Source organism: Streptomyces sp. NBC_01232 (genome assembly GCF_035989885.1).
GTDB lineage: Bacteria > Actinomycetota > Actinomycetes > Streptomycetales > Streptomycetaceae > Streptomyces.
This window is the reverse complement of sequence record NZ_CP108518.1, coordinates 2,335,115-2,361,447: the sequence shown is the minus strand read 5'-3', so window position 1 is coordinate 2,361,447 and position 26,333 is coordinate 2,335,115. Positions and strand designations below refer to the sequence as shown.

Here is a 26,333-nt window from a genome sequence, read left to right as displayed (position 1 = left end):
ACTGCGGAAGCGGGGAGTTGGCTCATGGCCAAGCCGAAAGCTGTGAGTGGCGCACAGACACCGGAGGAGTTTGCGCGCGAGGAACTGAGGCGCCACCGGGAAGCTGCCGGGCTGACCCAGGAGGGTCTGGGCGAGCGGATCTTCACGAGCGGCGCGTACGTCGGCCAGATGGAGTGCGGTACGCGGCGGCTGCGGCCGGAGATCGCGGAGGTGATCGACGGGGTGTTCGGCACCGGTGACTACTTCACTCGCCTGGCCAAGGCGTTCAAGTCCAAGCATGTCGAGTACTTCGCGGAGGCCGCCGAGCTGGAACGATTGGCGACGGCCATCTTCGACTACGGCTCCACACTGGTTCCTGGACTGCTCCAGACGGCGGACTATGCACGGGCCCTCATTCGAGCAGCCAGCCCCACGGCTCTGGCGGAGCACGTCGATGCCCTCATTTCGGAACGTGTTGAACGCGCACGGCTCCTGATTGATCCAGAGACCCCTGAGGTATGGGTTGTCCTGCACGAGGCAGTGTTGCGGACGGCAGTTGGAGGGCCTGCTGTGATGGCTGCTCAGCTGCGCCACATCTCGTCGTGCATTCGTGCCCACCGGATCACGATGCAGGTGGTTCCGTTCTCCGCCGGAGCCCATGGTGTCCTGGACGCGTCCGTGAGGATCATGCAGTTCAGTGATGCACCCGATGTGGCGTACACCGAGGGTCCTCATGCAGGGCAGTTGCTCGACTGTCCGGCACTGGTTCGGCGCCACTGGAAGTCTTACGATCTTGCCAGGGCTGCCGCACTGTCGCCGGAGGTGTCCCTGACCTTGATCGAGTCGGTGGCAGAGGAGCACGCGAGATGCGCGCAGACGTGAACGGTCTGTCCTGGCGAACGTCCTCCTACACCAACGCCGAGGGTGGGAACTGCGTCGAGGTCTCCGACGACCTCCCCGACCTCGTCCCGGTCCGCGACACCAAGCTCGGGGCCGTCGGCCCGGTCCTGGTGTTCCCCGCCGCCGTATGGGCTCCGTTCATCCGGGCTGTGAAGGGCCGAGCCTGATCTCGTAGCGCAACTGTTGGCGTCCGGCCGGCATGAGCATCACGTCCGCCTGGATGGGGCGGTCCGTGGCGTCGTAGGTGGTGCGGGTCAGGCGCAGGACCGGTTCACCCGCCCCGAGACGCAGTCGCTCACGTTCCTCTTCGCGCGGGATCTGCGCCGTCACGTCCTCCACGACCCGCGCGCCGACGTGCCCCAAGGCGGCCAGCAGCGTCACGGCGCCGCCGCGGATCTTCGCCGCGCCGGCGAGAGCCGTGCCGACGGCGATGTCCCGGGGGTAGTACGTGTCGGTCAACTCCGTCGGCTCGGCGTCGAGTTCGATGAGCCTGCGTCGCGTCACGACCGTACTTCCGGCCGCCAGCCCGAGCATGAGGGCGACGCGGGCGGGGGCCACCACCTCTCCGGCATGCAGGATGCGCTGACTGCCCCGCCGCCCGGCTTCCGCGGCCTCCTCCGTCCACGCGTCCGCTGCGCCCGGCGGCCGGGCGGTCAGATACGGCATCGACCTACTGGTCCACTCACCGCCGCTCACCATGCCTCCCACGCCTGAAGCCCGCTCCGTCGACTCCACGCTATGCGACGGAGCCGGCTTCAAGTCGCTGCGGTGTGTTCGGGGCTACTCGGGCTGGGTGACCGTGGCGCCCCAGCGGGTGGTCGGGGTCGAGGCCGTCACCCACGCGGTGAATCCGCCGTGGATGCCGGTGCCGAGGGGGACCGTGACGACCGTCGGGTCCGTGCCGGGGCAGTCGACCGTGAAGGGGGCCGGGTCGCGGTCCGGGTGCTCCTGGAGCCGGAATGACACCTCGATGCTCCCGCCGTCGGCGCAGCCGAACGTGATGAACGTGTCCAGTCGCTCGGAGAGGCCGCCCGAGACGAAGCCGCTGGAGCCGGCCTGGTCGGCGATCCAGATCAGGCCGTCGGGGCCCGGGTAGCCGATGATCTCGCCCGTCGGCGCGGCCTGGGCCGGGCTCGCCGCCAGGACCAGTGCGAGAGCCGGGGCCAGGGCCGCCAGGGCGGTCGTGCGCTTCTTCATGTCGTCCCCCAGGTTGTCGTGTCGTCCGTTCGCCGGACAGTCGCGACGCTACCCAGAGGTACCGACATCTGCCTGAGTACGCGTACTCAGTCCGCTCCGTCATCAATTCGGGCTGCTCGCAGCCGTGTTGACGTCCACTCGCTTGACAGTGATCGGATGTGCATAGTCCTATAGTGCTAGGAAGCTAGATGAATAGAGGAGGACAGTGATCGAGTTTCACCTCGATGCCCGTTCCGGCGTCGCCCCGTACATGCAGCTCGTCCACCAGGTGCGTCAGGCCCTGCGGCTCGGGCTGCTGTCCGAGGGGGACCGGCTGCCGACGGTCAAGGACGTCGCGGCCGGCGTCGCGATCAATCCCAACACCGTGCTCAAGGCGTACAGGGAGCTGGAGTACGAGGGCCTGGTCGCGAAGAAGCCCGGCGTCGGCACGTTCATCTCCGGAACGCTCGGCGACGACTCGATCGCCGAACACGAGCCGCTGCGGCGGGAGTTGCAGCTGTGGCTCGACAGGGCGCGAGCCGCCGGGCTCGGCGAGGAGAGCATCGAGGCCCTGTTCCTGAGCACCTTCCGCGCCCGCACCGGCACGGACACGCACACCGAAGAGGAGAAATGACCGCCATATTGGAAGCCCGCGCCCTGGGCAAGCGGTACGGCCGCAAAGAGGCGCTGAGCGACTGCACCCTGAGCGTGCCGTCAGGGCGGGTCGTCGGCCTGGTCGGGCCCAACGGGGCTGGCAAGTCGACCCTGTTACAGCTGGCCTGCGGGCTGATCGGCCCGACCTCCGGCACCATCGAGGTGCTCGGCGGCCGCCCCGCGTCCGGCCCCGGGCAGCTGGCCAAGGTCGGTTTCGTCGCCCAGGACACCCCCACCTACGCGGGCCTGTCCATCGCCGATCACCTGCGCCTCGGCGCCCGGCTCAACCCGGGCTGGGACGCACAGCTGGCGGCGGACCGGATCCGGCAGCTCGGCCTGGACCCCACCCAGAAGGCGGGCAGGCTCTCGGGCGGCCAGCGCGCCCAGGTGGCCCTGACCGTCGCCGTGGCCAAACGGCCTGAGCTCTTGATCCTCGACGAGCCCGTCGCCGCCCTGGACCCGCTGGCCCGGCGGGAGTTCCTGCAGAGCCTGATGGAGGTCGTGGCCGAGCACGGGACCACCGTCGTGCTCTCCTCGCACCTGGTCTCCGACCTGGAACGGGTCTGCGACCACCTCATCTCGCTGGTCGCCTCCCGGGTCCAGATCGCCGGCGACGTCGACGACCTGCTCTCCACCCACTTCCGGCTGATCACCGCCCGGCGCGAGGCGGCCACCCTGCCCCAGGGCATGCAGGTCGTCCTGGAGACCCACACCGAGCGGCAGAGCACCTTCATCGTGCGCTCCGACCAGGCGGTCCAGGATGCCTCCTGGATTCTGGAGCAGCTCAACCTGGAGGACCTGGTCCTCACCTACATGAGCCAGGCCAGGGCCGGCTCCGGCCTCCGACCCACCGGGGAGAACCAGCGATGATCTGGCTGACCTGGCGCCAGTACCGCGTCCAGACCCTCGCCGCGCTCGCCGTCCTGGCCGCGCTCGCGATATTCCTCGCGGTCACCGGCCTCCAGATGCGTGACCTCTACGACAGCACCGTCGCCGACTGCCAGGGTGACTGTGAGAGGGCCCGGAGCGCGCTGGTCGTCGAGTACCGGACCCTGACCTACTACGTCACGAGCCTGCTGCTCGCCGTCCCCGGCATCATCGGACTCTTCTGGGGCGCCCCGCTGATCGCCCGTGAACTGGAGACCGGCACCCACCGGCTCATCTGGAACCAGAGCATCACCCGAGGCCACTGGCTGCTGGTCAAGCTCGCGGGCGTCGGCCTGACCGCCGTCGCCGTCACCGGGCTGCTCAGCCTCCTGGTGACCTGGTGGGCGAGCCCCGTCGACCGGGTCAACCTGGACCGGTTCACCGCCCTCATGTTCAGCGGACGGGCGATCGTCCCCCTCGGCTACGCGGCGTTCGCCTTCACCCTCGGCGCCTGCGCCGGACTCCTGATCCGGCGCACCGTGCCCGCGATGGCCGCGACCCTCGTCGCCTTCCTCGCGGTCCAGATCCTCGTACCCTTCGCGATCCGCCCGCACTACATGACGCCGGAGCGCGCCGAGGTCGCGCTCAGCTCCCTCGTCATGGCGCCGATCGGCAGCGACGGATCGTCCGGCGCGCCGGCGGAGGGCTGGAACGGGAACCACGTCCAGCTGATGGGCTCCGGAGACGACACCTATCTGCGGGTCGGGGTCCTCAAGCCCGGCGTCTGGGTCGTGTCCGACCCGGGTGCGGTGCTCGACCCGGCCGGCAACGAGGTCCGGGGGGTCAAGGGCTGCGCCGATCCCAGGGCGGACCCCTTCGGCTGCTTCGCCACCTCGGACCTTCACATCGAGGTCGAGTACCAGCCCGCCGACCGCTACTGGACCTTCCAGTGGATCGAGACCGGGATCTTCCTCGCCCTCTCCGGCCTGCTGGCCGGGTTCTGCACCTGGTGGCTGCGCCGCAGTACGGCCTGACCGGGAGGGGAAAAAGGGGCGGCCGAAGCCAACGCAACTGGCTTCGGCCGCCCCTCGACCCTACTCGCCCGCGGAAGGGGGCCCGTCGCCCGCCCGTCGCCCGCCGTGACGGGCCCGGGAGCGCATCACTCGTGCAGGTGACGCACCCCGACGGGCCGGCCCGGACCCGGCTGGGCCGTACGGGCCAACTGCGATCGGCGCATGCGAAGTTCACGGCGGCCCGCGTCTGATACCCATCTGGATCATGGCTCCCGTCCGAACCCTGCTGAGCGGCCTGCTCGCCGCCGCCCTGCTCCTTCCCCTCCAGCCCGCCGCCGCGGACGACCGGCCGCCCCCCACCCGCGTCGACTACCGCGGGCTGCGCGTGACCCTCCCCGCCGGCTGGCGGATCGTCGACCTCGACCGGTACCCCGACGCCTGCGTGCGCCTGGACCTGCCCACGCTGTACCTCGGCCACGCCGGAACCCAGGCCGAATGCACCGGCCGCGCCGCCGCCCGCCGCGCCGACACCCTGCATCTCGAACCCCTCGACGGAGCCCCGGAGCGCGCCGACATCCCGACCGTCGCCGTGGACTCCTGGAGCGCGCTGCGCGAGGCCCCGCCCCGCTCCGACAGCAACGAGCTGCGCTACGCCCTGCGCCGGCCCGCGGTCATGGCCACCCTCTCCTACGGGGCCACGCCCGACGCCGTACGCCGGGTACTGGCGCAGGCGCGCGCCGTGGCGCCCCCGCCCGCACCGGCCCCCGCCGTCGCCGTGCCGACCGCCGGCGGCCCGAAGCCCCGTAGCCCACAGGAACCCTTCAAGGGCGAGGGCTTCGACGCCTGCACCGCGCCCACCCAGAAGGCCATGGACACCTGGCGGGCCCGTTCCCCCTTCGGCGCGGTCGGCGTCTACATCGGCGGCCGGGCCCGTGCCTGCGCCCAGCCGCGGCTCACCGCCCGCTGGGTCGAACGGCAGGCCGCCGCGGGCTGGCACCTGATGCCCATCTGGGTGGGCCCGCAGCCCTGGCACCACGCCGGCACCGGCCTGTCCGCCGACCCCTCCGAGGCCGACGGGCAGGGCCTGGAGGCCGCCGAGGGCGCGGTGGCCGCGGCCCGGTCGCTGGGGCTGCCACGGGGCACGGTGCTCTACAACGACGTGGAGAACTACTCGGACCGTGCCACCTGGGACGCCCCGGTCGTCGCCTACCTGACCGCCTGGACGCAGCGCCTGCACGAGCTGGGCTTCCGCTCCGCCGCCTACGTCTCCGTGAGCTCGGGGGTCAAGGCGCTGAGCGCCCACTACCACCAGGCCCCGCAGGTCATGCCGGACGTGCTCTGGGCCGCCCGCTGGAACCTCTCGGCCTCGGTCGCCGACACCGAGATGGGCCTGGAGAAGGGCACCGCCAAGTGGGCCGGCCGACGCCGCGCCCACCAGTTCCGCGGCGACCACAACGCCACCTACGGCGGCATCACCCTCAACATCGACCGCAACTGGGTGGACGTCGACCCGACCGTCCTCGCCCGGAAGGACAAGAAGCCGCAGGCTTAGGTCGTCTCTTTCGGATCTTGCCGGGCGACGCGGGCCCGGCAAGATCCGAAAGAGACGACCTAGGCGAGGGGGACTATTCGGCCGGGTCCTCGCGGGGCGGTTCGTCGTCGTCGCCGCGGCGCAGGGTGCGGATGCCGTGTGCCGGGGTCCATGTGCGGATCACCAGGTCGTCGCCCTCCACCTCGACGCGGACGACCTCCGTCAGGTCGGCGTGGAAGAGGTGGAACGGGTGCGGGGTGTCGGTCTCCTCCGCGTACCGGTGCAGTTCGGGCGGGTCCACCTGCTCCACCGCGCGCCCGGAGATCCGTACGTCCCCGTCCGGCATGCTCTCGCCCTCGCCCGGGTTGGTGTGCAGGGCGAAGCGCGGGTCGTGCTGGAGGTCCCTTGCCTTCATGGAGCCCGCCATCATGCCGAGCCACAGCTCCCCGCCCCGGATGTCGACATTCAGGCCCGTCACCCGGGGGGAGCCGTCCTTGCGGAGGGTGGCCAGGACATGATGGGGGTACTGCGCGAAGCGGGCCTGGACGGCTGCCGCGAACTCCGGCTCCGCCTTCTCGAACGCTGCCCAGTTGTTCGTCGTCATGCGTCCCATCAAAGCGCGTGGCCCCGGTGGTCGCCGGTCAGGCGCGCACGATGCCCGCACCTCGCGCCGCAGCCAGCCAGGCCGGGAATTCACTGACGAGGCGGTCGTAGAGTTCGCCGTCCGGCACCCTTCGGGGGTCCTGCCCCGCGTGGAAGTAGCCCGCGTTGTCCACGGCCCGCTTCGCCGGAACGGGCAGTTCGTCCAGCCGGCGCAGGAAGTCGAACTGCGTGCTGCGCGTGTTGCCGAAGCCGACGAACTGCCAGAAGAGCGGCAGCCGGGCCGCCTTGCACAGGTACTTTTCCGCCGCGAGCTTGTTGATCGGCCCGCCGTCGGTCTGGAAGACGACCAGGGCGGGGGAGGTTGACCCCGAGTCCAGGTAGTGGTCGATGACCGCGTCCATCGCCGCGTGGTAGGCCGTCTTGCCCATGTGGCCCAGCCGCGAGGCGATCTCGGTGACCCGGCCCTCATGTCCGGCCAGGGAGATCTCCTCCACCGCGTCGACCTCGGTGGAGAAGAAGACCACCGGTACGCGGGCGTCGTCGTCCAGGTGCGCGGACAGCCCCAGCACCCGGTCCGCGAGGGCCTGCACGCTGCCGTCCGCGTAGTACGGCTTCATCGACCCGGAGTAGTCCAGGACCAGGTAGACCGCGGCCCGTCCGCCCTCCATGCCGTACTTGCGCAAGGAGACCCCGGCGCTCTTGTAGAGGCTCACGAGCGCCGGAGCCGTCTCCTCGACCTTGCGGAGGTTGATCGCACTGCCCGTCATGCGGCGAGCGTACGGGAGCGCGCCGGCCTGTCAGCCCGTCTCGGTGAAACCCGGATCGGCTGCCAGCCGGGCTCGGTGCGTGGCCGGTGCGCCGAGCAGGAGGGCGGAGCCGTGGGCGCGCTTGAAGAACGCGTGCGCCTGGTGCTCCCAGGTGATGCCGATGCCGCCGTGCAGCTGCGTACTGGACGGCGGGGACCACGACATCGCGCTGGGCCGGGTCACCGGCCTGGCCGTGCACCGCGACGACGCGCCGCCGCTGCTGTACTTCCGGCGGTCCTACGGGAGCGTGCCGCGCGGCTCGCTCTCGCCCCGCCCGGCGGCCAGCGCGTCGATGTCGTCGAGCATGGCGGCCGCGAGGTCGCGCTCGGAGGCGTAGTACCGCTCCGCCCACTTGAGGGTGAGCGTCGGGTACGCCCAGGCGCTCTCGTCCTTCGCGCCCTCCGCGTCGGCCACCGCGCGCCGGCGCATCATCTCCGTGAACTCCTGATGCTGGACCAGGACTTCACGCATCTGCTCCGGCTCCAGCAGGTGGCCCAGCCACAGCCGCAGCATCGGCCCGTGCTTGAGGACGGGAGGGTCGACAGGGGCCTCGCGGGCCCATGTCCGCACGGCCGTCATGCCTTCGTCCGTGATCCGGTACACCCGCTTGTCGCGCGTCCCGGTGTCCTGGGCGACCGTCCGCGAGGAGGCGTAGCCCGCCTTCTCCAGGCGCTTGAGCTCGCTGTAGATCTGGCTGAACGACGGGCTCCAGTAGAAGAACCGCAGCGACCGGTCCGACCACTTCTTCAGGTCGTAACCGGAGAGCTCCTCCCCGAAGGAGAGCAGCCCGAGTACCGCCCAGCTGGTCGCGGGGAGCGCGCGCTTGTTCGTCTCGTCTGCCACGCAGCGCAGTCTACGACCGGTCCCCGCAGCAACCCTTCCCCCTGAAGGGTATGCCTGCTAGAAGTATTCCTATTAGAAGTACTCCACTTCTGAACGCCGGCACGAAACACCGGACGGAGGGATCTCACCGTGAAGTTCTCGATGATCTTCGAGGCGCAGCTCGCCGACCCCACCCCCGAACGCGAACGCCAGGTCATCCACGACTGCGTCGAACAGGCCGTCCATGCCGAGGAGATGGGCTTCGACCGGATCTGGGCCGTAGAGCACCACTCCCTGACCCGGTACGCGCACATGAGCGCCTCGGAGATCTTCCTGACCTGGGTCGCCGCCCGCACCAGCAGGATCCGCATCGGCCACGGCGTCGTCACCATGCCCTTCGGCTACCAGCACCCGGTGCGCGTCGCCGAGCGCGCGGCCATGCTCGACGTCCTCTCCGGGGGGCGCGTCGACATCGGCGCCGGTCGCGGCGCCACCCGCCAGGAGATGTCCATGTACGGGGTCAGGCCCGAGGACACCCACCCGCAGATGGAGGAGGCGCTGCGGATCTTCTCCTCGGCCTGGAAGGAGGAGACCTTCGAATGGCACGGCTCCATTGACATCGGCCCCGGCGCGATCCTGCCCCGCCCGGTCCAGGATCCGCACCCGCCGCTGTTCATGGCCTGCTCCAGGCACGACACCCTCGAACTGGCCGCCGAACTCGGCATCGGGGCCCTGGTGATGGGCTTCGCGGGCGCCGAGGACGTACGCGCCATGCGGAAGGTCTACGACGGGGCCATCGCGGCACGCAGCGGTGAGCGCCTGGTCGGGGCCGAGCCCAACGACCATCTCTCCGCCCTCTGCCCGACCATCGTCCTCGACGACGCCGAGCGCGCCCTGCGCCTCGGCACCCGCGGGCAGCGCTTCTTCGCCGAGTCCATCGCCCACTGGTACGGCAACGGCCCCGAGCCGGCCGGGTACACGGAGGAGGAGAGCGCCGAGACCCATGTGGCGGCCCTGGCACGCGGCCGGGAGGAGCTCGTCGCCAAGCTGCACGAGGCCCGTATCCCCGTCCGCCCCGTCGACACCGGCACCTACAACGCCGAGCACGCGTACGGCAGCGCCGAGACCGCCATCGCCTACGTCGAGCAGCTGCGCGAGATCGGCGTCGACGAGGTGATGTGCCTGATCCAGATGGGCACCGTCCCCCAGGAGGCGTGCATGGAGACCATCCGCCAGTGGGGCGAGAAGGTCATCCCGCACTTCCGCGCCCTGGAGGGCTGAGCCATGGGGAAGCAGCTCGACGGCAAGGTCGTCGTGATCACCGGCGCCGGGCGCGGCCAGGGCGCCGCCGGGGCCCGGCTGTGCGCGGCGGCGGGAGCCCGGGTCGTCGTCACCGACGTACGGGAGGACGAGGGCCGGGCGGTGGCCGCCGAACTCGGCGACCAGGGGCTCTACGTACGCCACGACGTGGCCGACCCGGCGGGCTGGGCGACGGTCGTGGAGCAGGCGGTCCGCGCCTTCGGAACGGTCTCGGCGCTGGTCAACAACGCGGCCCTGTGGCGCACGGCCCACGTGGAGGAGCAGCGGCTGGAGGACTTCGAGACACTCCTGCGGGTCAACCTGCTCGGCCCGTTCCTCGGCATCCAAGCGGTGGCGCCGGTGCTGCGGGCGGGCGGGGGCGGCTCGATCGTCAACATCTCCTCCACCGCCGGACTGGTCGGGATACCGGGCCACGCGGCCTACGGATCCACCAAGTTCGGGCTGCGCGGACTGACCCGGTCGGCGGCCCTCGACCTCGCCCGGGACCGGATCCGGGTCAACTCGGTGCACCCGGGGGCCATCGACACCCCGATGGTGGCCGAGGCGGTCGCGGGCCGGGACTGGTCGCACGTGCCGCTGGGACGGATGGGCCGCCCGGAGGAGGTCGGGGAGCTCGTCCTCTTCCTCTGCTCGGACGCGTCCTCGTACATGACGGGCACCGAGTTCACCGTGGACGGGGGGATGACGGCGGCATGAGCGACCTTTCGACGACGGACGCGCTGTCGCCGGAGGCCAGGCGGCTGTGCGACGTGATGACGGCGGCCTTCCCCGGGCCGGGCGACACGCAGGCCCTGCGGGCGGCGGCGGCCTCCGGGGCCGGCCGCGCGGGCCCGGCCATGGCCTCGGTGTCCGACACCGTCGCGGGCGGGGTCCCGGTCCGGATCTACGATCCCGCCCCCGCCCCCGGCCCGGAGGGCCGGCCGCTGGTTGTCTTCCTGCACGGCGGCGGCTGGGTGATGTGCGGCCTGGACACCCACGACGCGACCTGCCGCTCCCTGGCCGTGGCCGCGGGCGCGGTGGTCGTCTCGGTGGACTACCGGCTCGCCCCGGAGCACCCCTGGCCGGCGGCCCCCGACGACGCGCTGACCGTACTGCTCTGGGCCCGGAACCGGGCCCGCGCGCTCGGCTGCGACCCCGGCCGCGTGGTGCTCGCGGGGGACTCCAGCGGTGGCAATCTCGCGGCCGTGACCGCCCTGCGCGCGCCCGGGCTCGTCGCGGGACAGCTGCTGTTCTATCCGCCGCTGGACGCCTCGATGGAATCCGCCTCCGTGGAGAGGTACGCCGAGGGCTACTTCCACACCGCCGCCCACATGGCCTGGTACTGGGACCAGTACGGCGGCGACCCGGAACACCCGTATGTCTCGCCGCTGCGCGCCCCCGACCTGGCCGGCCGGCCGCCCGCGCTCATCGTCCTCGCGGACTGCGACGTGCTGCGCGACGAGGGCCTCGCGTACGCCCGTCGGCTGGCGGCTGCCGGGGTCGACTGCACGGTCCAGATCCACCCGGGCGTCTTCCACGGCTTCCTGGGCCTGCCCCTCCCGGCGGGCGCCGCCGCGCTGCGGGCGGCGGGGGCCTGGGTGGCGGGGGTCCGGGGGGTGATCCCGCCGGCCTCCCAGGCATGATGTGTCCATGGCTGAACTGATACGGAGACTGCCGGGCGCGGTGCTGCGCAACTGCCTGCTCCTGGCAGTGGAGTTCGGTGCCATCTGGTTCCTGCAGGGCCCCGAGGGCGCCTGGGTCCCGGTCCTGCTGGCCGTCTTCGTCGTCGGCGCCGCCGTACCGCACGGGACCGACGCCGAGTTCGTCGCCCGCACCTCCGTCGCGCTCCTCGCGGTCGCGATCGCGGTGGCCGGCGGGATCACCTGGGACCGGCACACCCTCCACGACCGCGGCCGCGAGGAGCTGGCGGTCGTCGCCGAGCGGAAGACGGTGGAGGACGGCGGGGCGCCGGCCCCCTCGCTCCGGCTGCGCACGGAGGCGGGCCGGGACCTGCCCGGCCCCGTCGCGACGGACCTCCCGGTCGGCGCCCGGCTGAAGGTGACCGTGGACCCCGACGGACCGGCCTGGTCCCTCGGCGGACGCCCGGACCGGCCGCGCTGGCCGGCCCTCGGCACCGGGGCTCTGATCCTGCTCCAGACCGCCCTCGTCGTACGGATCTCCCTGCGCCGCCGGCCCTGAGGGCCGCGGCCGCTCGACCGTGCAGGAGCAGCCCTCCACGGTCGCTCTCCGCACGGTGCAAGTACCGCGATCTTGTTGCCGATTGCGTGATCGAAAAGAATGGGCGCATGACCACACGTGCCCGTTCCTTCGACGCAGCAGCCGCTCTGTACGCGGCCCACCGCCCCAGCTACCCCCCGGCCCTCTTCGACGCCGTCGAGTCCCTCACCGGCCGGCCGCTCGCCGGGGCCCGGGTGGCCGATGTAGGAGCCGGGACCGGGATCGCCACCACGCTCCTGCACGAGCGCGGGGCCGAGGTCGTCGCGGTGGAGCCCGGGGACGGGATGGCCGCCGAATTCCGCCGGACGCACCCCGGCATCCCGATCGTGCGCGGCGACGGGGACCGGCTGCCGCTGGCCACCGGCTCCGTCGACCTGCTCACCTACGCCCAGGCCTGGCACTGGACCGACCCGGCGCGCTCCGTGCCCGAGGCCCGGCGGGTGCTGCGCCCCGGCGGCGCGCTCGCGATCTGGTGGAACGACACGGACGCCACCGTCCCGTGGATCGCCGGACAGGAGGAGCGGCTCCGGGCCTTCTTCGAGGTCGAGGGCCAGCCCTGCCGCACCCTGCCCGAGGGGCTCGGTGATTTCGCCACCCGGTCGGTGACGTGGTCGCGGCGCATCACGCTGGACGATCACCTCGCCAACCTGGCCAGCCACTCCGCCTTCCTGGTCCTGGGCGAGGCCCGGACCCGCGCGTACCTCGAGGGGGAGCGGGAACTGCTCGGCCCGCTCTTCCCGGACGGCATCGTCGAGGAGCAGTACGTCGTGAGCCTCAGCGTCGCCGTGGTGTGAGCGACCGCAGGACCTCGGCCCGGCAGGCCGACGGCGTACCCCAGGCATCGCGCAGCGGCCGGGCCTTGCGCAGCCACAGGGACAGGTCCAGCTCCTCGGTGTAGCCCACCGCACCGTGGAGCTGGAGCGCCGTCATCGCCGCCCGGTAGGACGCCTCGCCGGCCGCCAGTTTCGCCGCCGCCACCTCGCCCGGCCCCGGGGACAGCGCCGCCGCCCACACCAGCGGCCGGGCGAACTCCAGGGCGAGCAGGGTGTCCGCCAGCCGGTGCTTCACGGCCTGGAAGGACCCGATCGGCGTCCCGAACTGCGTGCGCTGCTTCGCGTACTCCACCGTCCGGGCCAGCAGCGCCTCACCGACGCCCAGGCATTGGGCGGCCGTCAGCAGCCGGGCCCACCGCCAGGCAACTCCGGCCGCCCGGGTCACCTCCGGGCCCTCCGCGAGCAGTTCACCCCCGTCGGCCGGCGGGAGGGACAGCCGGCGCGCGGGGTCGGTCGACCTGAGCGGCCCGGCCGGGGCGCCCGCCAGCCGCAGTACGCCCGCCTGCGACACCGTGAAGCAGTACGTGGCCGCGTCCGCGTCCGGCGCGTACGGACTCCCGCCCGGCAGGGTCAGCGTGGCCGAGGCCTCGCCCAGGGCCAGCCCCGGCAGGAACCGCTTGGCGAGCGACTCGTCCGCCAGCTCCGACAGCAGCACGCAGGCGGCCGCGCTCTCCACCACCGGCCCCGGCACCCCGGCCCGGCCCAGCTCCACGAGGCCGAGGGACAGCTCCAGCGGGAGCAGGCCCGCCCCCTCGTGGGCCTCCGGCACGGCCAGCGCGAACAGACCCGTCGCCGCGAGCCGGGACCACAGCGCCCGCCCGGGCCCGGCGTCGCCGTCCGCCCAGGCCCGTACCGCCGCCGGGACCTGCGCCGAACCCAGCAGGGAGCGCAGCGTCCGGGCGAAGTCCGACTGTTCGTCGGTCAGCAGGAAACGCATCAGCGGCGGCCCTTCGGGAGGCCGAGCAGCCGCTCGGCGATGATGTCGCGCTGGATCTCGTTCGTCCCCGCGTAGATCGGCCCGGCGAGGGAGAACACCCACGGCTCGGCCCACTCGCCGTCCGCGAGCTCCGCGTCCGGGCCCAGCAGGTCCAGCGCCGTCTCGTGCAGGGCGATGTCGTACTCCGACCAGAACACCTTGTTCAGGCTGGACTCGGCGCCGATCGTCTCCCCCGCCGCGAAGCGGGAGGCGTTCGCCCAGGTGAACAGCTCGTAGGCGCGGGCCCCGACCACCGCGTCCGCCACCCGGTCGCGCAGCGCGGTGTCGGACGGGTCGCCGTGCCCGTGCCACAGCCCGACGAGCCGGTCGGCCGCCGCCAGGAACCGGCCGGGGGAGCGCAGGGTCAGCCCGCGCTCATTCCCGGTCGTCGACATGGCGATCCGCCAGCCCTGCCCGGGCTCCCCGATGACGTCCTCGTCCGGGACGAAGACCCGGTCCAGGAAGAGCTCCGCGAAGGCCGGCTTGCCGTCCAGGCGGCCGATCGGCCGCACCGTCACGCCCGGCGCCCGCAGGTCGAACATCAGGTACGTCAGCCCCTGGTGCGGTTTCGGGGTGTCCGGGTCGGTGCGGAAGATCCCGAAGGCGCGGTCCGCGAAGGCGGCCCGTGAGGACCAGGTCTTCTGGCCGGACAGCAGCCAGCCGCCGTCCGTCCGCCGTGCCCGCGACTTCAGCGAGGCCAGGTCGGACCCCGACTCGGGCTCCGACCAGGCCTGCGCCCAGATCACCTCGCCGCTCGCCATCGACGGCAGCACCCGCGCCCGCTGCTGCGGGCTCGCGTGGTCGAAGAGGGTCGGCGCGAGGAGGTTGATGCCGTTCTGGGAGACCCGGCCGGGCGCGCCCGCCGCCCAGTACTCCTCCTCGAAGACCAGCCACTTCACGATGTCCGCGCCCCGGCCCCCGTACTCCTCGGGCCACGACACCACCGACCACCGGTCCGCGTGCAGCTGCGCCTCCCACTCCCGGTGCGCCGCGAAGCCCTCCGCCGTCTCCAGGGAGGGGAGGGGGGAGGAGGGGACCCGGCGGGCCAGCCAGTCCCGTGCCTCGGCCCGGAACTCCTCCACCTCGGCCGTCTGGGCCAGGTTCATCGTCGGGTCCATCAGGTGTTCGCCTCCTTCATGGCGGATATGTCCATCCCGCCGAGCGAGTCCGCCGCGGTCTCCGCGTTGTGCGCGTGCGCGAGGTGGTGCAGGCCGAACACCGAGTCCATTCCGGTGTGCAGGCCCTGGAGGTCCTCGGCCTGGTTGACGGCCCGCTTGGCCAGCGCCAGTCCGAAGGCCGGCATCTCGGCGATCCGCAGGGCGAGGCGTTCGGTCTCGGCCTCCAGCACGTCCGCCCCCACGACCCGGTTGACCATGCCGACCTCGTACGCGCGCCGGGCGGACATCCGGTCGCCGGTGTAGAGGAACTCCTTCGCGATCCGCGGCGGCATCGCCCACGGGTGCGCGAAGTACTCGACCCCCGGGATGCCCATCCGTACGACCGGGTCGGCGAAGAAGGCGTCCTCGCTCGCCACGATCAGGTCGCAGACCCAGGCCAGCATCAGGCCGCCCGCCACGCATGCCCCGCGCACCGAGGCGATCACCGGCTTGGGCAGCTCGCGCCAGCGCCGGCACATCCCCAGGTACACCTCCGACTCGCGCGCGAAGCGGGACTCGGCGCCCGGCCGCCCGGTGTGGTCCCACCACAGGCCGGCCCGCCGCTCGAAGGGCAGGTGGGCGTCGCGCTGCGGGGTGCCGATGTCGTGGCCCGCGGAGAAGTGGTCACCGGCCCCGGCCAGGACGACCACCTTCACCGCGGGGTCCTCGGCGGCCCGGTAGAAGGCGTCGTCCAGCGCGTACGTCATGGCGCTGTTCTGCGCGTTGCGATAGCGGGGGCGGTTCATGGTCACGTACGCGACCGGGCCGCGGCGCTCGTGGAGCACGGGTGTGTCGTCGGGCGTGCGGTCGTCGGGCATGCGGCTGCCATCCTTCACGGGCGAAGCTTCCCTAACAAGTGTTTGGTAGGTTAACGTACGGCCATGAGCAGCGTCGAGGAGTTCCGCACCGAGGTCCGGGGGTGGCTACGGGCCCGCGCCGACACCGTCTACGCGGGCTCGGACGAGATCCAGCGCACCCTCATCGCCGAGCGGATCCTCGGCCTTCCCAAGGAGGTACGGGCGTGAACACCCCCGACTATGTCCCCGGGCACGGACTGCTGAAGGGCCGCACCGCCGTCGTCACCGCCGCCGCCGGGGCCGGGATCGGCGGAGCCACCGCCCGCCGCCTCCTCGAAGAGGGCGCCGCCATCGTCATCGGCGACGCCCACGCCCGCCGCCTGAAGGAGACCGAGGAGACGCTCGCCGCCGAGTTCGGCGCGGACCGCGTCACCTCCCTGCCCTGCGACGTCACCGACGAGGACCAGGTCCAGGCCCTCTTCGCGCTCGCCGAGCAGACCCACGGCCGCCTCGACATCGTCGTCAACAACGCCGGCCTCGGCGGCACCGCAGCCCTCGTCGACATGACCGACGCCCAGTGGTCCCGCGTCCTCGACGTCACCCTGAACGGCACCTTCCGCTGCACCCGCGCCGCCCTCCGCGCCCTCAAGGCCTCCGGCGGCGGCGGAGTGATCGTCAACAACGCCTCCGTCATCGGGTGGCGCGCCCAGACCGGCCAGGCCCACTACGCCGCCGCCAAGGCCGGGGTGATGGCGCTGACGCGCTGCGCGGCCCTGGAGGCGGCCGAGTTCGGCGTACGTGTCAACGCGGTCGCCCCGAGCCTGGCCATGCACCCGCATCTGGTGAAGGTCACCAGCGAGGAGCTCCTGGCCGAACTCACCGCCCGCGAGGCCTTCGGCCGGTACGCCGAGCCATGGGAGGTCGCCAACGTCATCGTCTTCCTGGCCAGCGCCTACTCGTCGTACATGACCGGCGAGACGGTGTCGGTCAGCAGCCAGCACGCGTAGGCCGAGAATGGACGCGTGCCAACGAACAAGCCGACATCCCAGAAGAAGCCACAGGTGACGGCCTCCCCCGAACGGCGTCGTGAACTCCTCGACACCGCCGCCGAGGTCTTTGCCGCACAGGGCTACAACGCCACCACCGTCCGCAAGATCGCCGACGCCGCCGGAATGCTCGCCGGCAGCCTCTACTACCACTTCGATTCCAAGGAATCGATGCTCGACGAGATCCTCTCGGCCTTCCTGACCGAGCTGTGGGACGGGTACGACACCGTCCTCGCCGCGGGCCTCGGCCCCAGGGAGACCATCGAGGCCCTCGTCACCGAGTCCTTCCGGGAGATCGACCGGCACCGCGCCGCCGTCGCCATCTACCAGAAGGAGTCCCGCACCCTCTCCGCCCAGCCCCGCTTCCACTACCTGTCCGACTCGCAGCAGAAGTTCGAGAAGGCCTGGCTGGGGACGCTGGAGCGGGGGGTCGCCGCCAAGGTCTTCCGCGCCGACCTCGACATCCGCCTCACCTACCGCTTCGTGCGCGACACGGTGTGGGTGGCGGCGTCCTGGTACCGGCCGGGCGGACAGCACAGCCCCGAAGAGATCGCCCGCCAGTACCTGTCGATGGTGCTGGACGGGATCGCCCTGCGCCCCACGTGACAGACCCGACCGTCTGAGGAGTCCCGATGCCCGAGGCCTACATAGTCGATGCGGTACGCACCCCCGTGGGGCGGCGCAAGGGCGGCCTGGCCGCCGTCCACCCCGCCGACCTGGGCGCACACGTCCTGAAGGCACTGATCGAGCGGTCCGGGGCGGACCCGGCCGCCGTGGAGGACGTGGTGTTCGGCTGCCTCGACACGGTGGGGCCGCAGGCGGGGGACATCGCCCGGACGGCCTGGCTGGCGGCCGGCCTGCCCGAGGAGGTGCCCGGGGTCACCATCGACCGCCAGTGCGGGTCCTCGCAGCAGGCGGTGCACTTCGCGGCGCAGGGCGTCCTGTCCGGCACCCAGGACCTCGTGGTCGCGGGCGGCACCCAGAACATGTCGATGATCCCGATCGCCTTCGCCTCGCGGCAGGCGGCGGAGCCGCTCGGCCTCACGGAGGGGCCGTACGCGGGCTCGGCGGGCTGGCGGGCCCGGTACGGGGACGCCCCGGTGAACCAGTTCCACGGCGCGCAGCTCATCGCGCAGAAGTGGGGGATCACCCGGCAGGACATGGAGGAGTTCGCGCTCCGCTCCCACCGGCGGGCGATCCGCGCCATCGACGAGGGCCGCTTCGCCCGCGAGACGGTGGCCTACGGCGACGTGAGCGTCGACGAGGGCCCGCGGCGGGACACGACCCTGGAGAAGATGGCCACCCTCAAGCCCGTCGTCGAGGGCGGCACCATCACCGCGGCCGTCTCCTCCCAGGTCTCGGACGGAGCGGCGGCCATGCTGATCGCCTCCGAGCGGGCGGTACGGGAACACGGCCTGCGGCCGCGCGCCCGCATCCACCACCTCTCGGTCCGCGGCGAGGACCCGATCCGCATGCTGTCCGCGCCGATCCCGGCCACGGCGTACGCGCTGAAGAAGACCGGCATGTCGCTGGCCGACATCGACCTGGTGGAGATCAACGAGGCCTTCGCCCCGGTGGTGCTGGCCTGGCTGAAGGAGACCGGCGCCGATCCGGAGCGGGTCAACGTCAACGGTGGCGCGATCGCCCTGGGCCACCCGCTGGGCGCGACCGGGGTGAAGCTGATGACCACCCTCCTGCACGAACTGGAACGCACCGGCGGCCGCTACGGCCTGCAGACCATGTGCGAGGGCGGCGGCCAGGCCAACGTCACGATCATCGAGCGGCTGTAGCGGCGGTACCGCTCACGAGGGGAGCAGGGAGGGAGCCCGCGGTATGCCGGGCTCGCGCAGGACGCCCGGCAGCCGGGCCACCGCCAGGGACTTCCGCCGCCCGCCGGCCGGCCCGGTCCGACCCGTAGGGGTGAATCTTTTCGCCCAGGGCGGATCGGGCCGCCGGGGTCGGGGCGGGCGTCCGGACGGGACCGGGCCGCCCACGGCCCAAGGGGGACCGGGCCTGCGGCCTCCCGGACCGCCCCGCGGCGCCACCGGCGGGACCGCCGCCGACGGGCCGGAGGGTGCAGGTCACACCCCTCGCCCCGGGACTCCCCGCAGCGAGGTGTGCTAACTTAGAGCTCGTTGCAGTTGTGGTACCCATGAACTTTATGTGCGCCTGACGGGAATGCTCCGCAGGCGCTTTTATTGTTTTGCCGGAATCTCCGGATGGGGCCCTTTGCCGCCTATTCAGGAGATTTAAAATGGCACTTGGCACCGTGAAGTGGTTCAACTCGGAAAAGGGCTTCGGCTTCATCGAGCAGGACGGTGGCGGCCCGGACGTCTTCGCCCACTACTCGAACATCGCCACCCAGGGCTTCCGTGAGCTCCAGGAGGGCCAGCGCGTGTCCTTCGACGTCACCCAGGGCCAGAAGGGCCCCCAGGCGGAGAACATCATCCCCGCCTAAGTTCTTCAGCATGCCGGGGTCCGCACCGCGAGGTGCGGGCCCCGGCTTGTCTGCTGTTTCGACCTTTGTTTTACCTGCCGGTTTCAGGAGGGCTTTCTCGCATGACCAGCTCCAGCTCCGCACGACCCAGCCGCCGCCCCACCCGGGGTCGAGGTGCGGCCCAGGGGCGTCCGAAGTCTGGCGCGGGACGGCAGAAGTCCGCGCCCGTTGCCCGGCCCCAGGAATTCACCATGCCCGAGCCGATCGCCCCGGCGCTGCCGCCGGTCGAGTCGTTCGGCGACATGGACATGCCCGAGGCGCTGCTGAAGACCCTCGCCGCCCAGGGCGTCACCGAGCCGTTCCCGATCCAGGCCGCGACGCTGCCGAACTCGCTCGCCGGCCGTGACCTGCTCGGCCGCGGCCGCACCGGCTCCGGCAAGACGCTGGCCTTCGGCCTGGCGCTGCTGGCCCGTACCGCCGGCCGCCGCGCGCAGCCGAAGGCGCCGCTCGCGCTGGTCCTCGTACCCACCCGTGAGCTCGCGCAGCAGGTCACCGACGCGCTGGCCCCGTACGCCACGGCCGTCAACCTGCGCATCGCGACCGTCGTCGGCGGCATGTCGATCAACCGGCAGTCGGGCGCCCTGCGCCGCGGCGCCGAGGTGCTCGTCGCCACCCCCGGCCGCCTGAAGGACCTCATCGACCGCGGTGACGCCGACCTCTCGCAGGTCTCGATCACCGTCCTCGACGAGGCCGACCAGATGACCGACATGGGCTTCATGCCGCAGGTCACGGCGCTGCTCAAGCAGGTCGAGGCCGGCGGCCAGCGGATGCTGTTCTCCGCGACGCTGGACAAGAACATCGACAAGCTCGTCAAGATGTTCCTGACCGACCCGGTCGGCCACTCCGTCGACCCGTCGGCCGGTGCGGTCACCACTATGGAGCACCACGTCCTGTACGTCATGGACGAGACCGACAAGAAGGCCGTGGCGACGCGCATAGCCGCTCGCGACGGCCGGGTGATCATGTTCGTCGACACCAAGCGCGGGGTCGACCGCATGGTCAAGAAGCTGCTCGCCGACGGCGTGCGCGCCTCCGGCCTGCACGGCGGCCGCTCCCAGCCGCAGCGCAACCGCACCCTGGACTGGTTCAAGACGGGCGAGGTCACCGCGCTGGTCGCCACCAACGTTGCGGCGCGCGGCATCCACATCGACGACCTCGACCTCGTGGTCAACGTGGACCCGCCCAGCGACCACAAGGACTACCTGCACCGCGGCGGCCGTACCGCCCGTGCCGGTGAGTCCGGCAGCGTGGTCACCCTGGTCCTCCCCGACCAGAAGCGGGACATGACCCGTCTGATGTCGGACGCCGGGATCTCCCCGCGCACCGCGCAGATCAAGTCCTCCGACGAGGAACTGGCCCGGCTGACCGGCGCCAAGGAGCCCTCGGGCATCCCGGTGGTGCTGGAGGTTCCGCAGCCGACCGCGCCCAAGCAGCGCTCCGGCTCCGGTACGGGCTCCGGCTCGCGCCGCCGCTCGGGCGGACCGCGCACCGGTGCCGCCACGGGCAGCGCTCCGGCGAACGGCGGCCGTGCCCGCCGCTCCGGCGGGGGCGCCTCCGGGCAGGCCCCGGCGGCCTCCGGGTCGGGCCAGGCCCGTCGCGGCGGCCAGGGCGGCGGTGGCGCGGCCACCGGCACCGGCGAGCGCAGCCGGCGCGGGACGGGCGGCGCCGGCGGTGGCGCGGCAGCGGCCTCCGCGCGCAGCAGGGTCGGCTCCGGTGGCCAGGGCCGCCGCCGGACGGTCTGACCGGCCACACCGCAGGACACAGGCACGACGATGCCGGGCAGCGCAGGACGCGCTGCCCGGCATCGTGCTGCCCGGCATCGTGCGCTCCGGGGCAGGCGCCCCCGCTACCGGACCATCCGGTCCTGCAGCTTCGCCAGCGTCCGCAGGTCCAGGCCGAGGCCCTGCGTCAGGTAGCCGAAGAAGCTGCCGTAGTCGGCCTCCAGCTGGGCCGTCGCCGAGTCCAGGTAGTCCTGGCGGACCTCCTGGAGCGGGATCAGCAGGTCCGGGTTCTGCATCCGGCCCGACTGCTTCAGGCCCGCCCGCACCCGGGCGTCGTAGGCGGCGCGGAAGGTGTTCGACGCCAGGTAGTCGCGCTCCGCGGTGTCCTCGGGGACGGCCAGGGCGCGCAGCAGGACGTAACTCATCCAGCCGGTCCGGTCCTTGCCGGACGTGCAGTGGTACAGGACCGGGCCCTGCCGGCCGTCGGCGATCTCCCGCAGGGTCGCCGCGAACTGCGCCCGGTTCTCGGGGCTGCTCACGAAGGTGCGGTAGATGTCGCGCATGTAGGCCTCGGCGCGGCCGCCGCCGAGCATCTGCTCCTGGACCACGGGATCGCCGCTGCCGATCGCGCCGACGAGGGTTCCGTAGAGGCCGAGGTCACTGACCGGGCGTGCGGTGGGGGAGAGGCCAGCGGGCAGCCGGTCGGCGCCGTCGTACTGGAGCTCCATCGGAATGCGGAAATCGACGACCTTCTTGAGGCCGAGACCGGCGACGGTGGTGACGTCTGCGTCGGTCAGCTTGCTCAGTGCGTCGGAGCGGTAGACCAGGCCCTGGCGGACCTGGCCGCCGGTCCAGGTGCGGTAGCCGCCGAGGTCCCGGAGGTTGACGGCGCCCTGGAGGGGGATCTGGCGAATCGTTTCGGCCTGCTGCTGGTGGTGCCGGGCACTGACCCCGGCTCCGGGTGCCGTCGCCGCGTACGCGGAGGCGGGCAGGATCCCGATGGCGAGAGCGGCGGCGGCCGCCGCTCTCGCCAGACGGATGCGGGCACGGCTCATATGGGCAACTCCTGTGACGGAGAAGGGGGATCACCCTGGTGGTGGCAGGGTGCGGAGCATGTGCAGTGCTTCGAGTGCTTCGAGTGCTTCGAGTGCCTGTTGTGCCTCGGCCATGACGCGGGAGACGAGCTCCGCGCAGGACGGGAGATCGTCTATCACCCCCGCGACCTGGCCCGATGCCATGACGCCGAGGTCCGTACGGCCCTCGACCATGGACGCCTTGAGGAGCATGGGGGTGTTCGCGGCGAGCAGGACCTGGCTCCAGGACAGGTCCTTGCCGTGTTTCATCGCGAGCCCGTCGCGGACCATCTGCGACCAGCTCAGGCCGGACAGCTTCCGGAAGCCGGCCGCGTGCCGCACCGCCCGGACCAGCGCCCGCGTACGGCCCGCCCGCTCCAGCGAGTCGACCAGCTCCGTACGGAGCATGCGGTGCGGCAGCCCGTCGACGGCCGTGGTGACGGTGACGTCCTTGACCGTGGCCTTCAGGTACTCGGCCTTCACGGTGTCCGGGACGGTGGAGTCCGAGGTCAGCAGGAAACGGGTGCCCATGGCGATGCCCGCGGCCCCGTACGACAGGGCCGCGACCAGGCCGCGCCCGTCGCTGAAGCCGCCCGCCGCGATCACCGGGATGTCCACGGCGTCCACGACCTGCGGCAGCAGCACCGTCGTGGCCACGTCCCCGGTGTGACCGCCGCCCTCGCCGCCCTGCACGATCACCGCGTCGGCGCCCCACGCGGCCACCTTCTCGGCGTGCCGCCGGGCCCCGATCGACGGGATGACCACCACCCCCGCGTCCTTCAGCCGCCCGATCAGCTCCTCGGACGGCGCGAGCGCGAACGAGGCGACCCGCACTCCCTCGTCGATGATCAGTCGCACGCGCTCGGCCGCGTCCCCGGCGTCCGCCCGCAGATTGACCCCGAAGGGAGTGCCGTCCGGCGTGCGGGACTTGACCTCGCGGACCGCCGAACGCAGTTGGTCCACGGTCATCGTGGCCGAGGCCAGGATGCCCAGCGCCCCCGCGTTGGCCGCGCCCGACACCAGACGGGGCCCGGCGACCCAGCCCATGCCCGTCTGCACCAGGGGGTGCTCGACCCCGACCAGCTCGGTGAAGGCCGTCCGTATCGTCGTCGCCATCGCCTCAGACCCGCACTTCCCGGTCGCGCAGCCCCTTGGGGTCGATCACCTCGCGGATCAGCCGCAGCTCCTCGGCGGACGGCTCCCGTGTGCACGGGACCTCGCCCGCGATCACCAGCTCGAAGCCGGTGGCCGCACGGACGTCCTCGACGGTGACCCCCGGGTGGAGGGAGGCCAGGCGCATCGCGTGGCCGGGCCCGCCGAAGTCGAAGACGCCGAGATCGCTCACCACCCGGGGCAGCCGGTGGAAGCGCGTCACCCCGGCCGCCTCCGCGCGGTCGTAGCCGACACCGCTGACCATGTCCACGCGCTCGACGAACACCCGGGTGGAGTGCTTGGGCACCCAGTAACTCACCGGGTTGTTCAGGGTGTTGACGGGCGCGCCGCGCACCCCGAGGAGCTGGCGGGCCGGCCGCTCCCAGTCACCGATGCAGGAGATGTTCTGGTTGCCGAACCGGTCGATCTGGCTGGCGCCCATCATCACGTGCCGTCGGCCGCCGGTCACCATCGTCAGATGACGCCGGTACGGGAGCCAGCCCTCGGCCGAGCCGTCCAGCCCGACGAGCATGGCCTCGCCGTCGGTCAGCAGCAGGTCGGGGGAGAAGGTCCGCTTCGCGAGGCGGGCCCCGAAGGAGGGGATCAGGCCCATCGGACTGGCGAGCACCTCGCCGTTGTCGCGCCAGGCCTCGGCGCACGCGATCACGCAGTACTCGGCGCGGGAGACGGTGCGGGGGGCGGTGGTGGTCCCGGTGGTCGTCACTGCTGCTCCTCGTGCCAGGTCCGGACGGCCGACTGGTAGTCGTGCTCGCTCGCCCCGGACAGGAAGCGCGCCGAGAACTCGGTCCAGGGGGTGGCCGCGTACAGCTTCTGGAAGGCCTCGTCGCGGTCGTAGTCGGGGGCGCAGGAGGTGAAGTGCGCGCCGTTCGGGCACTCCACGACCCCGGTCACGGAGTGGCGGCTGACGAGGAGGGACTGCGGCGGCCCCGCCTTGGCGAGCTCGGCGGTCTCGACGAGCTGCTCGCAGGAGACGTAGGCGGCGTCGGCGGCCTCGCAGAAGAGGTCGTCGAAGTACGGGTCCGGGCCCAGGTACTGGGCGTTGCCGAGGCGGTCGGCGCGGTTCAGGTGGACCAGGGCGGCGTCCATGCGCAGGGCGGGGACGGCGACGAGCTCCTCGCCGTCGTCGTAGGGCGAGGTGACGGTACGCAGCTCCGGGTTGACCCGCATCACGTCGGAGCCCAGGCCGGCGCGGACGGGGAGGAAGGGCAGCCGGTTGGCGGCGGCGTGCAGGCCCCACATGAACATGGCCTCGTCGAGCTCGGTGAGGGTGAAGGCGGCGCGCTCGCGGGCGGCCCGGAAGTGTGGCTCCAGCGGGATGGAGTCGAGGGTGGCGAAGGGGGCGACCAGCCGGCGGATCCGGCCGGCGGCGGCCAGCAGGCCGACGTCGGGGCCGCCGTAGGAGATCACGGTGAGATCGGTGATCTCCGACCGGAGCAGTGCTCGCACCAGGGCCATGGGCTTGCGCCGGGACCCCCAGCCGCCGATGCCGATGGTCATCCCGCTGCGGAGCTGCCCGACCACTTCTTCGGGGGTCAGTACCTTGTCGGCCCTGTCGGCCCTGTCGGCCGAGTCCGTCCTGGCGGAGCCTTCCGTCCTGGCGGTCATGCGTGCTCTCCCTTCCCGAAGGTGTCGCGGACCCGGTCGGCCACCCCGCTGAGGTTGGCCTCGAAGGTGAAGCCCTGCTCGAAGCGGTAGCTGCGGCGCACGTCCACGGGGTCGATCCCGTTGATGGCCGCCTTCGCGAGCCGGATCAGGTAGCCGTCCTTCTTCGCTATCTCGGCGGCCAGTTCCAGGGCGGCCGCGCGCAGCTCCGCCCGTGGGACCACCCTCCACACCGAGCCGTGGGCGTGCAGTTCGGCGGCGGTCGCGGTGCGCGAGGTGTAGTACAGCGCGCGCATCAGGTGCTGCGGGACCAGCCGGGCCAGGTGGGTGGCGGCGCCGAGCGCGCCCCGGTCCAGCTCGGGCAGGCCGAAGGTCGCGTCGTCGGAGGCGACGATCGCGTCGGCGTTGCCGACGAGTCCGATGCCGCCGCCCAGGCAGAAGCCGTTCACGGCCGCGACGACCGGCACCTCGCACTCGTACACGGCGGCGAAGGCCTCGTAGCAGCCCCGGTTGGCGCCGACGAGGGCCGCGTGTCCGGTGTCGCGCTGCATCTCCTTGATGTCGACGCCGGCATTGAAGCCGCGGCCCTCGGCGGCGAGCACCACGCACCGGACCTCCGGATCGCGGCCGGCGGCGCGCAGGGCGTCGGCGAGGTCGTACCAGCCCTGTACCGGGAGCGCGTTGACGGGCGGGAAGTCGACTGTGACCAGTGCGATGCCCTTGTCCGGGCTTGAGGTGGAGACACCCATGAGCGGATCAGCTACCTTTCCACCAAACATTTGTTAGGTGAGGAAGGTAGCAGCCTATGGAGCTCGACGGGAGGGTTGTCGTCGTCACCGGAGGAACCCGGGGCGTCGGCGCCGGAATCGCCCGGTCGTTCCTCGCGGCCGGCGCGGACGTGGTCGTCTGCGCCCGGCGGCCCCCGGAGGAACCGGTGTCGGCGGACGGCCGCAAGGCCGCCTTCATCCCGGTCGACCTGCGTGAACCCGCCGCCGTGCACGAGTTCTTCGGCGCGGTCGCGGGCCGGTACGGGCGGCTCGACTGTCTGGTCAACAACGCGGGCGGAACCCCGTACCGGCTGCTGGGAGAGGGCGAGGCGCAGCGCCACGCACGGGTCGTCGAGCTCAACCTCCTCGCACCGATGACGGCCTCGCTGGCGGCGTACCCCTGGCTGCGGGAGGCCCGGGGCTCGGTGGTGATGATCGGCAGCGTCAGCGGCACCCGGCCCTCACCGGGGACGGCGGCGTACGGCGCGGCCAAGGCGGGACTGGAGAACCTGGCCCGGTCCATGGCCGTCGAATGGGCCCCCGAAGTACGGGTCAACTCGCTGGTCCTGGGCATGGTGCGGACCGAACTGGCGCACCTGCACTACGGGGACGAGGCAGGCATCGCGTCGGTCGGCGCCACCGTCCCGCTGGGGCGGCTGGCCGACCCCTCGGACGTGGGGGAGGCGGCCGTGTTCCTGGCCTCCGGCCGGGCGGCGTACGTGAGCGGGGCGAGCCTGCTGGTGCACGGGGGCGGGGAGCGCCCCGCCTTCCTGGATGCGGCAACTGTCAACAAGGAGAGCTGA

The 26,333-nt window shown here is 72.2% G+C and carries 31 protein-coding genes and 1 pseudogene; 18 read left to right on the top strand and 14 right to left on the bottom strand.

Annotated features, from left to right (window positions below):
• Positions 1-24: 24 nt before the first annotated feature.
• Complete coding sequence (locus OG444_RS11125) at positions 25-861, top strand: helix-turn-helix domain-containing protein (protein WP_327262008.1); 837 nt, start codon at positions 25-27, stop codon at positions 859-861.
• Entirely contained in the window at positions 846-1,046 is a 201-nt protein-coding gene (locus tag OG444_RS11120; RefSeq protein WP_327262007.1) for a DUF397 domain-containing protein, read from the top strand. Before OG444_RS11125 ends, OG444_RS11120 begins: the two co-directional genes overlap by 16 nt.
• Here the strand turns inward: OG444_RS11120 and OG444_RS11115 are convergent.
• Together OG444_RS11115 and OG444_RS11110 are read right to left on the bottom strand one after the other, a co-directional pair.
• A complete protein-coding gene (locus tag OG444_RS11115) occupies positions 1,018-1,575 on the bottom strand; it encodes a UTRA domain-containing protein (RefSeq protein WP_442810749.1) in 558 nt (185 codons plus the stop codon). The two genes, OG444_RS11120 and OG444_RS11115, sit on opposite strands and share 29 nt — an antisense overlap.
• Positions 1,576-1,659: 84 nt before the next feature.
• Entirely contained in the window at positions 1,660-2,076 is a 417-nt protein-coding gene (locus OG444_RS11110) for a hypothetical protein (protein WP_327262005.1), read from the bottom strand.
• Positions 2,077-2,281: 205 nt separating this feature from the next.
• Between OG444_RS11110 and OG444_RS11105 the strand changes: the two genes are divergently transcribed.
• The 4 genes from OG444_RS11105 (at position 2,282) to OG444_RS11090 (ending at position 6,141) form a co-directional block, all read left to right on the top strand.
• A complete protein-coding gene (locus tag OG444_RS11105) occupies positions 2,282-2,689 on the top strand; it encodes a GntR family transcriptional regulator (RefSeq protein WP_327262004.1) in 408 nt (135 codons plus the stop codon).
• Entirely contained in the window at positions 2,686-3,579 is an 894-nt protein-coding gene (locus OG444_RS11100) for an ABC transporter ATP-binding protein (RefSeq protein ID WP_327262003.1), read from the top strand. The genes OG444_RS11105 and OG444_RS11100 overlap by 4 nt, the downstream gene beginning before the upstream one ends.
• Positions 3,576-4,610, top strand: a complete 1,035-nt coding sequence (locus OG444_RS11095) for an ABC transporter permease (protein WP_327262002.1) — start codon at positions 3,576-3,578, stop codon at positions 4,608-4,610. Before OG444_RS11100 ends, OG444_RS11095 begins: the two co-directional genes overlap by 4 nt.
• 244 nt (positions 4,611-4,854) lie before the next feature.
• Positions 4,855-6,141, top strand: coding sequence for a DUF1906 domain-containing protein (locus OG444_RS11090; protein ID WP_327262001.1), 1,287 nt, complete (start codon positions 4,855-4,857; stop codon positions 6,139-6,141).
• A gap of 73 nt (positions 6,142-6,214) precedes the next feature.
• Here the strand turns inward: OG444_RS11090 and OG444_RS11085 are convergent, their stop codons facing one another.
• The 4 genes from OG444_RS11085 to OG444_RS11070 are packed head-to-tail and all read right to left on the bottom strand — an operon-like array spanning position 6,215 to position 8,372.
• On the bottom strand, positions 6,215-6,724 hold the full coding sequence (locus OG444_RS11085; RefSeq protein WP_327262000.1) for a pyridoxamine 5'-phosphate oxidase family protein: 510 nt from the start codon (positions 6,722-6,724) through the stop codon (positions 6,215-6,217).
• Positions 6,725-6,761: 37 nt separating this feature from the next.
• Positions 6,762-7,490: a VWA domain-containing protein gene (locus OG444_RS11080; protein ID WP_327261999.1), complete on the bottom strand. Its 729-nt coding sequence runs from the start codon at positions 7,488-7,490 to the stop codon at positions 6,762-6,764.
• 30 nt (positions 7,491-7,520) lie between these two features.
• Positions 7,521-7,712, bottom strand: coding sequence for a hypothetical protein (locus tag OG444_RS11075; protein ID WP_405788545.1), 192 nt, complete (start codon positions 7,710-7,712; stop codon positions 7,521-7,523).
• Positions 7,713-7,766: 54 nt separating this feature from the next.
• Entirely contained in the window at positions 7,767-8,372 is a 606-nt protein-coding gene (locus OG444_RS11070; RefSeq protein ID WP_327261998.1) for a PadR family transcriptional regulator, read from the bottom strand.
• Between the two features lie 129 nt (positions 8,373-8,501).
• On the opposite strand from OG444_RS11070, the gene OG444_RS11065 reads away from it, so the two are divergent.
• The 5 genes from OG444_RS11065 to OG444_RS11045 all read left to right on the top strand — a co-directional run bounded on the left by OG444_RS11065 (position 8,502) and on the right by OG444_RS11045 (position 12,682).
• A complete protein-coding gene (locus tag OG444_RS11065; RefSeq protein ID WP_327261997.1) occupies positions 8,502-9,632 on the top strand; it encodes an LLM class flavin-dependent oxidoreductase in 1,131 nt (376 codons plus the stop codon).
• A 3-nt stretch (positions 9,633-9,635) separates the two neighbouring features.
• The gene (locus OG444_RS11060; protein WP_327261996.1) at positions 9,636-10,367 is read left to right on the top strand and encodes a glucose 1-dehydrogenase; all 732 of its coding nucleotides are present in this window, start codon (positions 9,636-9,638) and stop codon (positions 10,365-10,367) included.
• A complete protein-coding gene (locus tag OG444_RS11055) occupies positions 10,364-11,293 on the top strand; it encodes an alpha/beta hydrolase (RefSeq protein ID WP_327261995.1) in 930 nt (309 codons plus the stop codon). The genes OG444_RS11060 and OG444_RS11055 overlap by 4 nt, the downstream gene beginning before the upstream one ends.
• 7 nt (positions 11,294-11,300) lie before the next feature.
• A complete protein-coding gene (locus tag OG444_RS11050) occupies positions 11,301-11,849 on the top strand; it encodes a hypothetical protein (RefSeq protein WP_327261994.1) in 549 nt (182 codons plus the stop codon).
• Between the two features lie 107 nt (positions 11,850-11,956).
• On the top strand, positions 11,957-12,682 hold the full coding sequence (locus OG444_RS11045; protein ID WP_327261993.1) for a class I SAM-dependent methyltransferase: 726 nt from the start codon (positions 11,957-11,959) through the stop codon (positions 12,680-12,682).
• On the opposite strand, the gene OG444_RS11040 is transcribed toward OG444_RS11045, so the two are convergent.
• From OG444_RS11040 to OG444_RS11030, 3 genes are read right to left on the bottom strand one after another with little or no spacing between them, the layout of a single operon-like run.
• Positions 12,663-13,658 (bottom strand): acyl-CoA dehydrogenase family protein, encoded by a 996-nt coding sequence (locus OG444_RS11040; protein ID WP_327261992.1) that lies wholly within the window; start codon positions 13,656-13,658, stop codon positions 12,663-12,665. The two genes, OG444_RS11045 and OG444_RS11040, sit on opposite strands and share 20 nt — an antisense overlap.
• Positions 13,658-14,803 carry an acyl-CoA dehydrogenase family protein gene (locus tag OG444_RS11035; RefSeq protein WP_327266733.1) on the bottom strand — a complete coding sequence of 382 codons (1,146 nt, stop codon included), beginning with the start codon at positions 14,801-14,803 and terminating at the stop codon, positions 13,658-13,660. Before OG444_RS11035 ends, OG444_RS11040 begins: the two co-directional genes overlap by 1 nt.
• 11 nt (positions 14,804-14,814) lie before the next feature.
• Positions 14,815-15,672 (bottom strand): enoyl-CoA hydratase, encoded by an 858-nt coding sequence (locus tag OG444_RS11030; protein WP_327261991.1) that lies wholly within the window; start codon positions 15,670-15,672, stop codon positions 14,815-14,817.
• Between the two features lie 102 nt (positions 15,673-15,774).
• Between OG444_RS11030 and OG444_RS11025 the strand changes: the two are divergent.
• The 6 genes and pseudogenes from OG444_RS11025 to OG444_RS11000 form a co-directional block, all read left to right on the top strand.
• A pseudogene (locus OG444_RS11025) lies at positions 15,775-15,879 on the top strand (hypothetical protein); the annotation flags it as partial.
• Complete coding sequence (locus OG444_RS11020; RefSeq protein WP_327261989.1) at positions 15,876-16,658, top strand: SDR family oxidoreductase; 783 nt, start codon at positions 15,876-15,878, stop codon at positions 16,656-16,658. The pseudogene OG444_RS11025 and the gene OG444_RS11020, both read left to right, overlap by 4 nt.
• Positions 16,659-16,673: 15 nt before the next feature.
• Complete coding sequence (locus OG444_RS11015; protein WP_327261988.1) at positions 16,674-17,303, top strand: TetR/AcrR family transcriptional regulator; 630 nt, start codon at positions 16,674-16,676, stop codon at positions 17,301-17,303.
• A gap of 26 nt (positions 17,304-17,329) precedes the next feature.
• Positions 17,330-18,487 (top strand): acetyl-CoA C-acetyltransferase, encoded by a 1,158-nt coding sequence (locus OG444_RS11010; protein ID WP_327261987.1) that lies wholly within the window; start codon positions 17,330-17,332, stop codon positions 18,485-18,487.
• Positions 18,488-18,951: 464 nt separating this feature from the next.
• A complete protein-coding gene (locus OG444_RS11005; RefSeq protein WP_030010141.1) occupies positions 18,952-19,155 on the top strand; it encodes a cold-shock protein in 204 nt (67 codons plus the stop codon).
• 101 nt (positions 19,156-19,256) lie between these two features.
• Complete coding sequence (locus OG444_RS11000; protein WP_327261986.1) at positions 19,257-20,936, top strand: DEAD/DEAH box helicase; 1,680 nt, start codon at positions 19,257-19,259, stop codon at positions 20,934-20,936.
• A 104-nt stretch (positions 20,937-21,040) separates the two neighbouring features.
• Here the strand turns inward: OG444_RS11000 and OG444_RS10995 are convergent, their stop codons facing one another.
• The 5 genes from OG444_RS10995 to OG444_RS10975 are packed head-to-tail and all read right to left on the bottom strand — an operon-like array spanning position 21,041 to position 25,512.
• On the bottom strand, positions 21,041-21,970 hold the full coding sequence (locus OG444_RS10995) for a tyrosine-protein phosphatase (protein ID WP_327261985.1): 930 nt from the start codon (positions 21,968-21,970) through the stop codon (positions 21,041-21,043).
• A 30-nt stretch (positions 21,971-22,000) separates the two neighbouring features.
• Entirely contained in the window at positions 22,001-23,092 is a 1,092-nt protein-coding gene (locus tag OG444_RS10990; RefSeq protein ID WP_327266732.1) for an NAD(P)H-dependent flavin oxidoreductase, read from the bottom strand.
• Between the two features lie 16 nt (positions 23,093-23,108).
• On the bottom strand, positions 23,109-23,864 hold the full coding sequence (locus tag OG444_RS10985; RefSeq protein WP_327261984.1) for a CoA-transferase subunit beta: 756 nt from the start codon (positions 23,862-23,864) through the stop codon (positions 23,109-23,111).
• Positions 23,861-24,766 (bottom strand): CoA transferase subunit A, encoded by a 906-nt coding sequence (locus OG444_RS10980; RefSeq protein ID WP_327261983.1) that lies wholly within the window; start codon positions 24,764-24,766, stop codon positions 23,861-23,863. Before OG444_RS10980 ends, OG444_RS10985 begins: the two co-directional genes overlap by 4 nt.
• On the bottom strand, positions 24,763-25,512 hold the full coding sequence (locus OG444_RS10975; RefSeq protein WP_327261982.1) for an enoyl-CoA hydratase family protein: 750 nt from the start codon (positions 25,510-25,512) through the stop codon (positions 24,763-24,765). The genes OG444_RS10980 and OG444_RS10975 overlap by 4 nt, the downstream gene beginning before the upstream one ends.
• Before the next feature lie 56 nt (positions 25,513-25,568).
• Between OG444_RS10975 and OG444_RS10970 the strand changes: the two genes are divergently transcribed.
• Positions 25,569-26,333, top strand: a complete 765-nt coding sequence (locus tag OG444_RS10970; protein ID WP_327261981.1) for an SDR family oxidoreductase — start codon at positions 25,569-25,571, stop codon at positions 26,331-26,333.

Coding starts and splice junctions, on each gene's coding strand:
- OG444_RS11110 (WP_327262005.1), bottom strand. CDS start 2,076: ATGAAGAAGCGCACGACCGCCCTGGCGGCCCTGGCCCCGGCTCTCGCA.
- OG444_RS11000 (WP_327261986.1), top strand. CDS start 19,257: ATGACCAGCTCCAGCTCCGCACGACCCAGCCGCCGCCCCACCCGGGGT.
- OG444_RS10980 (WP_327261983.1), bottom strand. CDS start 24,766: ATGACCGCCAGGACGGAAGGCTCCGCCAGGACGGACTCGGCCGACAGG.
- OG444_RS11125 (WP_327262008.1), top strand. CDS start 25: ATGGCCAAGCCGAAAGCTGTGAGTGGCGCACAGACACCGGAGGAGTTT.
- OG444_RS11050 (WP_327261994.1), top strand. CDS start 11,301: ATGGCTGAACTGATACGGAGACTGCCGGGCGCGGTGCTGCGCAACTGC.
- OG444_RS11100 (WP_327262003.1), top strand. CDS start 2,686: ATGACCGCCATATTGGAAGCCCGCGCCCTGGGCAAGCGGTACGGCCGC.
- OG444_RS11090 (WP_327262001.1), top strand. CDS start 4,855: ATGGCTCCCGTCCGAACCCTGCTGAGCGGCCTGCTCGCCGCCGCCCTG.
- OG444_RS11040 (WP_327261992.1), bottom strand. CDS start 13,658: ATGCGTTTCCTGCTGACCGACGAACAGTCGGACTTCGCCCGGACGCTG.
- OG444_RS11080 (WP_327261999.1), bottom strand. CDS start 7,490: ATGACGGGCAGTGCGATCAACCTCCGCAAGGTCGAGGAGACGGCTCCG.
- OG444_RS11030 (WP_327261991.1), bottom strand. CDS start 15,672: ATGCCCGACGACCGCACGCCCGACGACACACCCGTGCTCCACGAGCGC.
- OG444_RS10975 (WP_327261982.1), bottom strand. CDS start 25,512: ATGGGTGTCTCCACCTCAAGCCCGGACAAGGGCATCGCACTGGTCACA.
- OG444_RS11085 (WP_327262000.1), bottom strand. CDS start 6,724: ATGACGACGAACAACTGGGCAGCGTTCGAGAAGGCGGAGCCGGAGTTC.
- OG444_RS11060 (WP_327261996.1), top strand. CDS start 9,636: ATGGGGAAGCAGCTCGACGGCAAGGTCGTCGTGATCACCGGCGCCGGG.
- OG444_RS11045 (WP_327261993.1), top strand. CDS start 11,957: ATGACCACACGTGCCCGTTCCTTCGACGCAGCAGCCGCTCTGTACGCG.
- OG444_RS10995 (WP_327261985.1), bottom strand. CDS start 21,970: ATGAGCCGTGCCCGCATCCGTCTGGCGAGAGCGGCGGCCGCCGCCGCT.
- OG444_RS11010 (WP_327261987.1), top strand. CDS start 17,330: ATGCCCGAGGCCTACATAGTCGATGCGGTACGCACCCCCGTGGGGCGG.
- OG444_RS11120 (WP_327262007.1), top strand. CDS start 846: ATGCGCGCAGACGTGAACGGTCTGTCCTGGCGAACGTCCTCCTACACC.
- OG444_RS11005 (WP_030010141.1), top strand. CDS start 18,952: ATGGCACTTGGCACCGTGAAGTGGTTCAACTCGGAAAAGGGCTTCGGC.
- OG444_RS11095 (WP_327262002.1), top strand. CDS start 3,576: ATGATCTGGCTGACCTGGCGCCAGTACCGCGTCCAGACCCTCGCCGCG.
- OG444_RS11035 (WP_327266733.1), bottom strand. CDS start 14,803: ATGAACCTGGCCCAGACGGCCGAGGTGGAGGAGTTCCGGGCCGAGGCA.
- OG444_RS11055 (WP_327261995.1), top strand. CDS start 10,364: ATGAGCGACCTTTCGACGACGGACGCGCTGTCGCCGGAGGCCAGGCGG.
- OG444_RS10970 (WP_327261981.1), top strand. CDS start 25,569: ATGGAGCTCGACGGGAGGGTTGTCGTCGTCACCGGAGGAACCCGGGGC.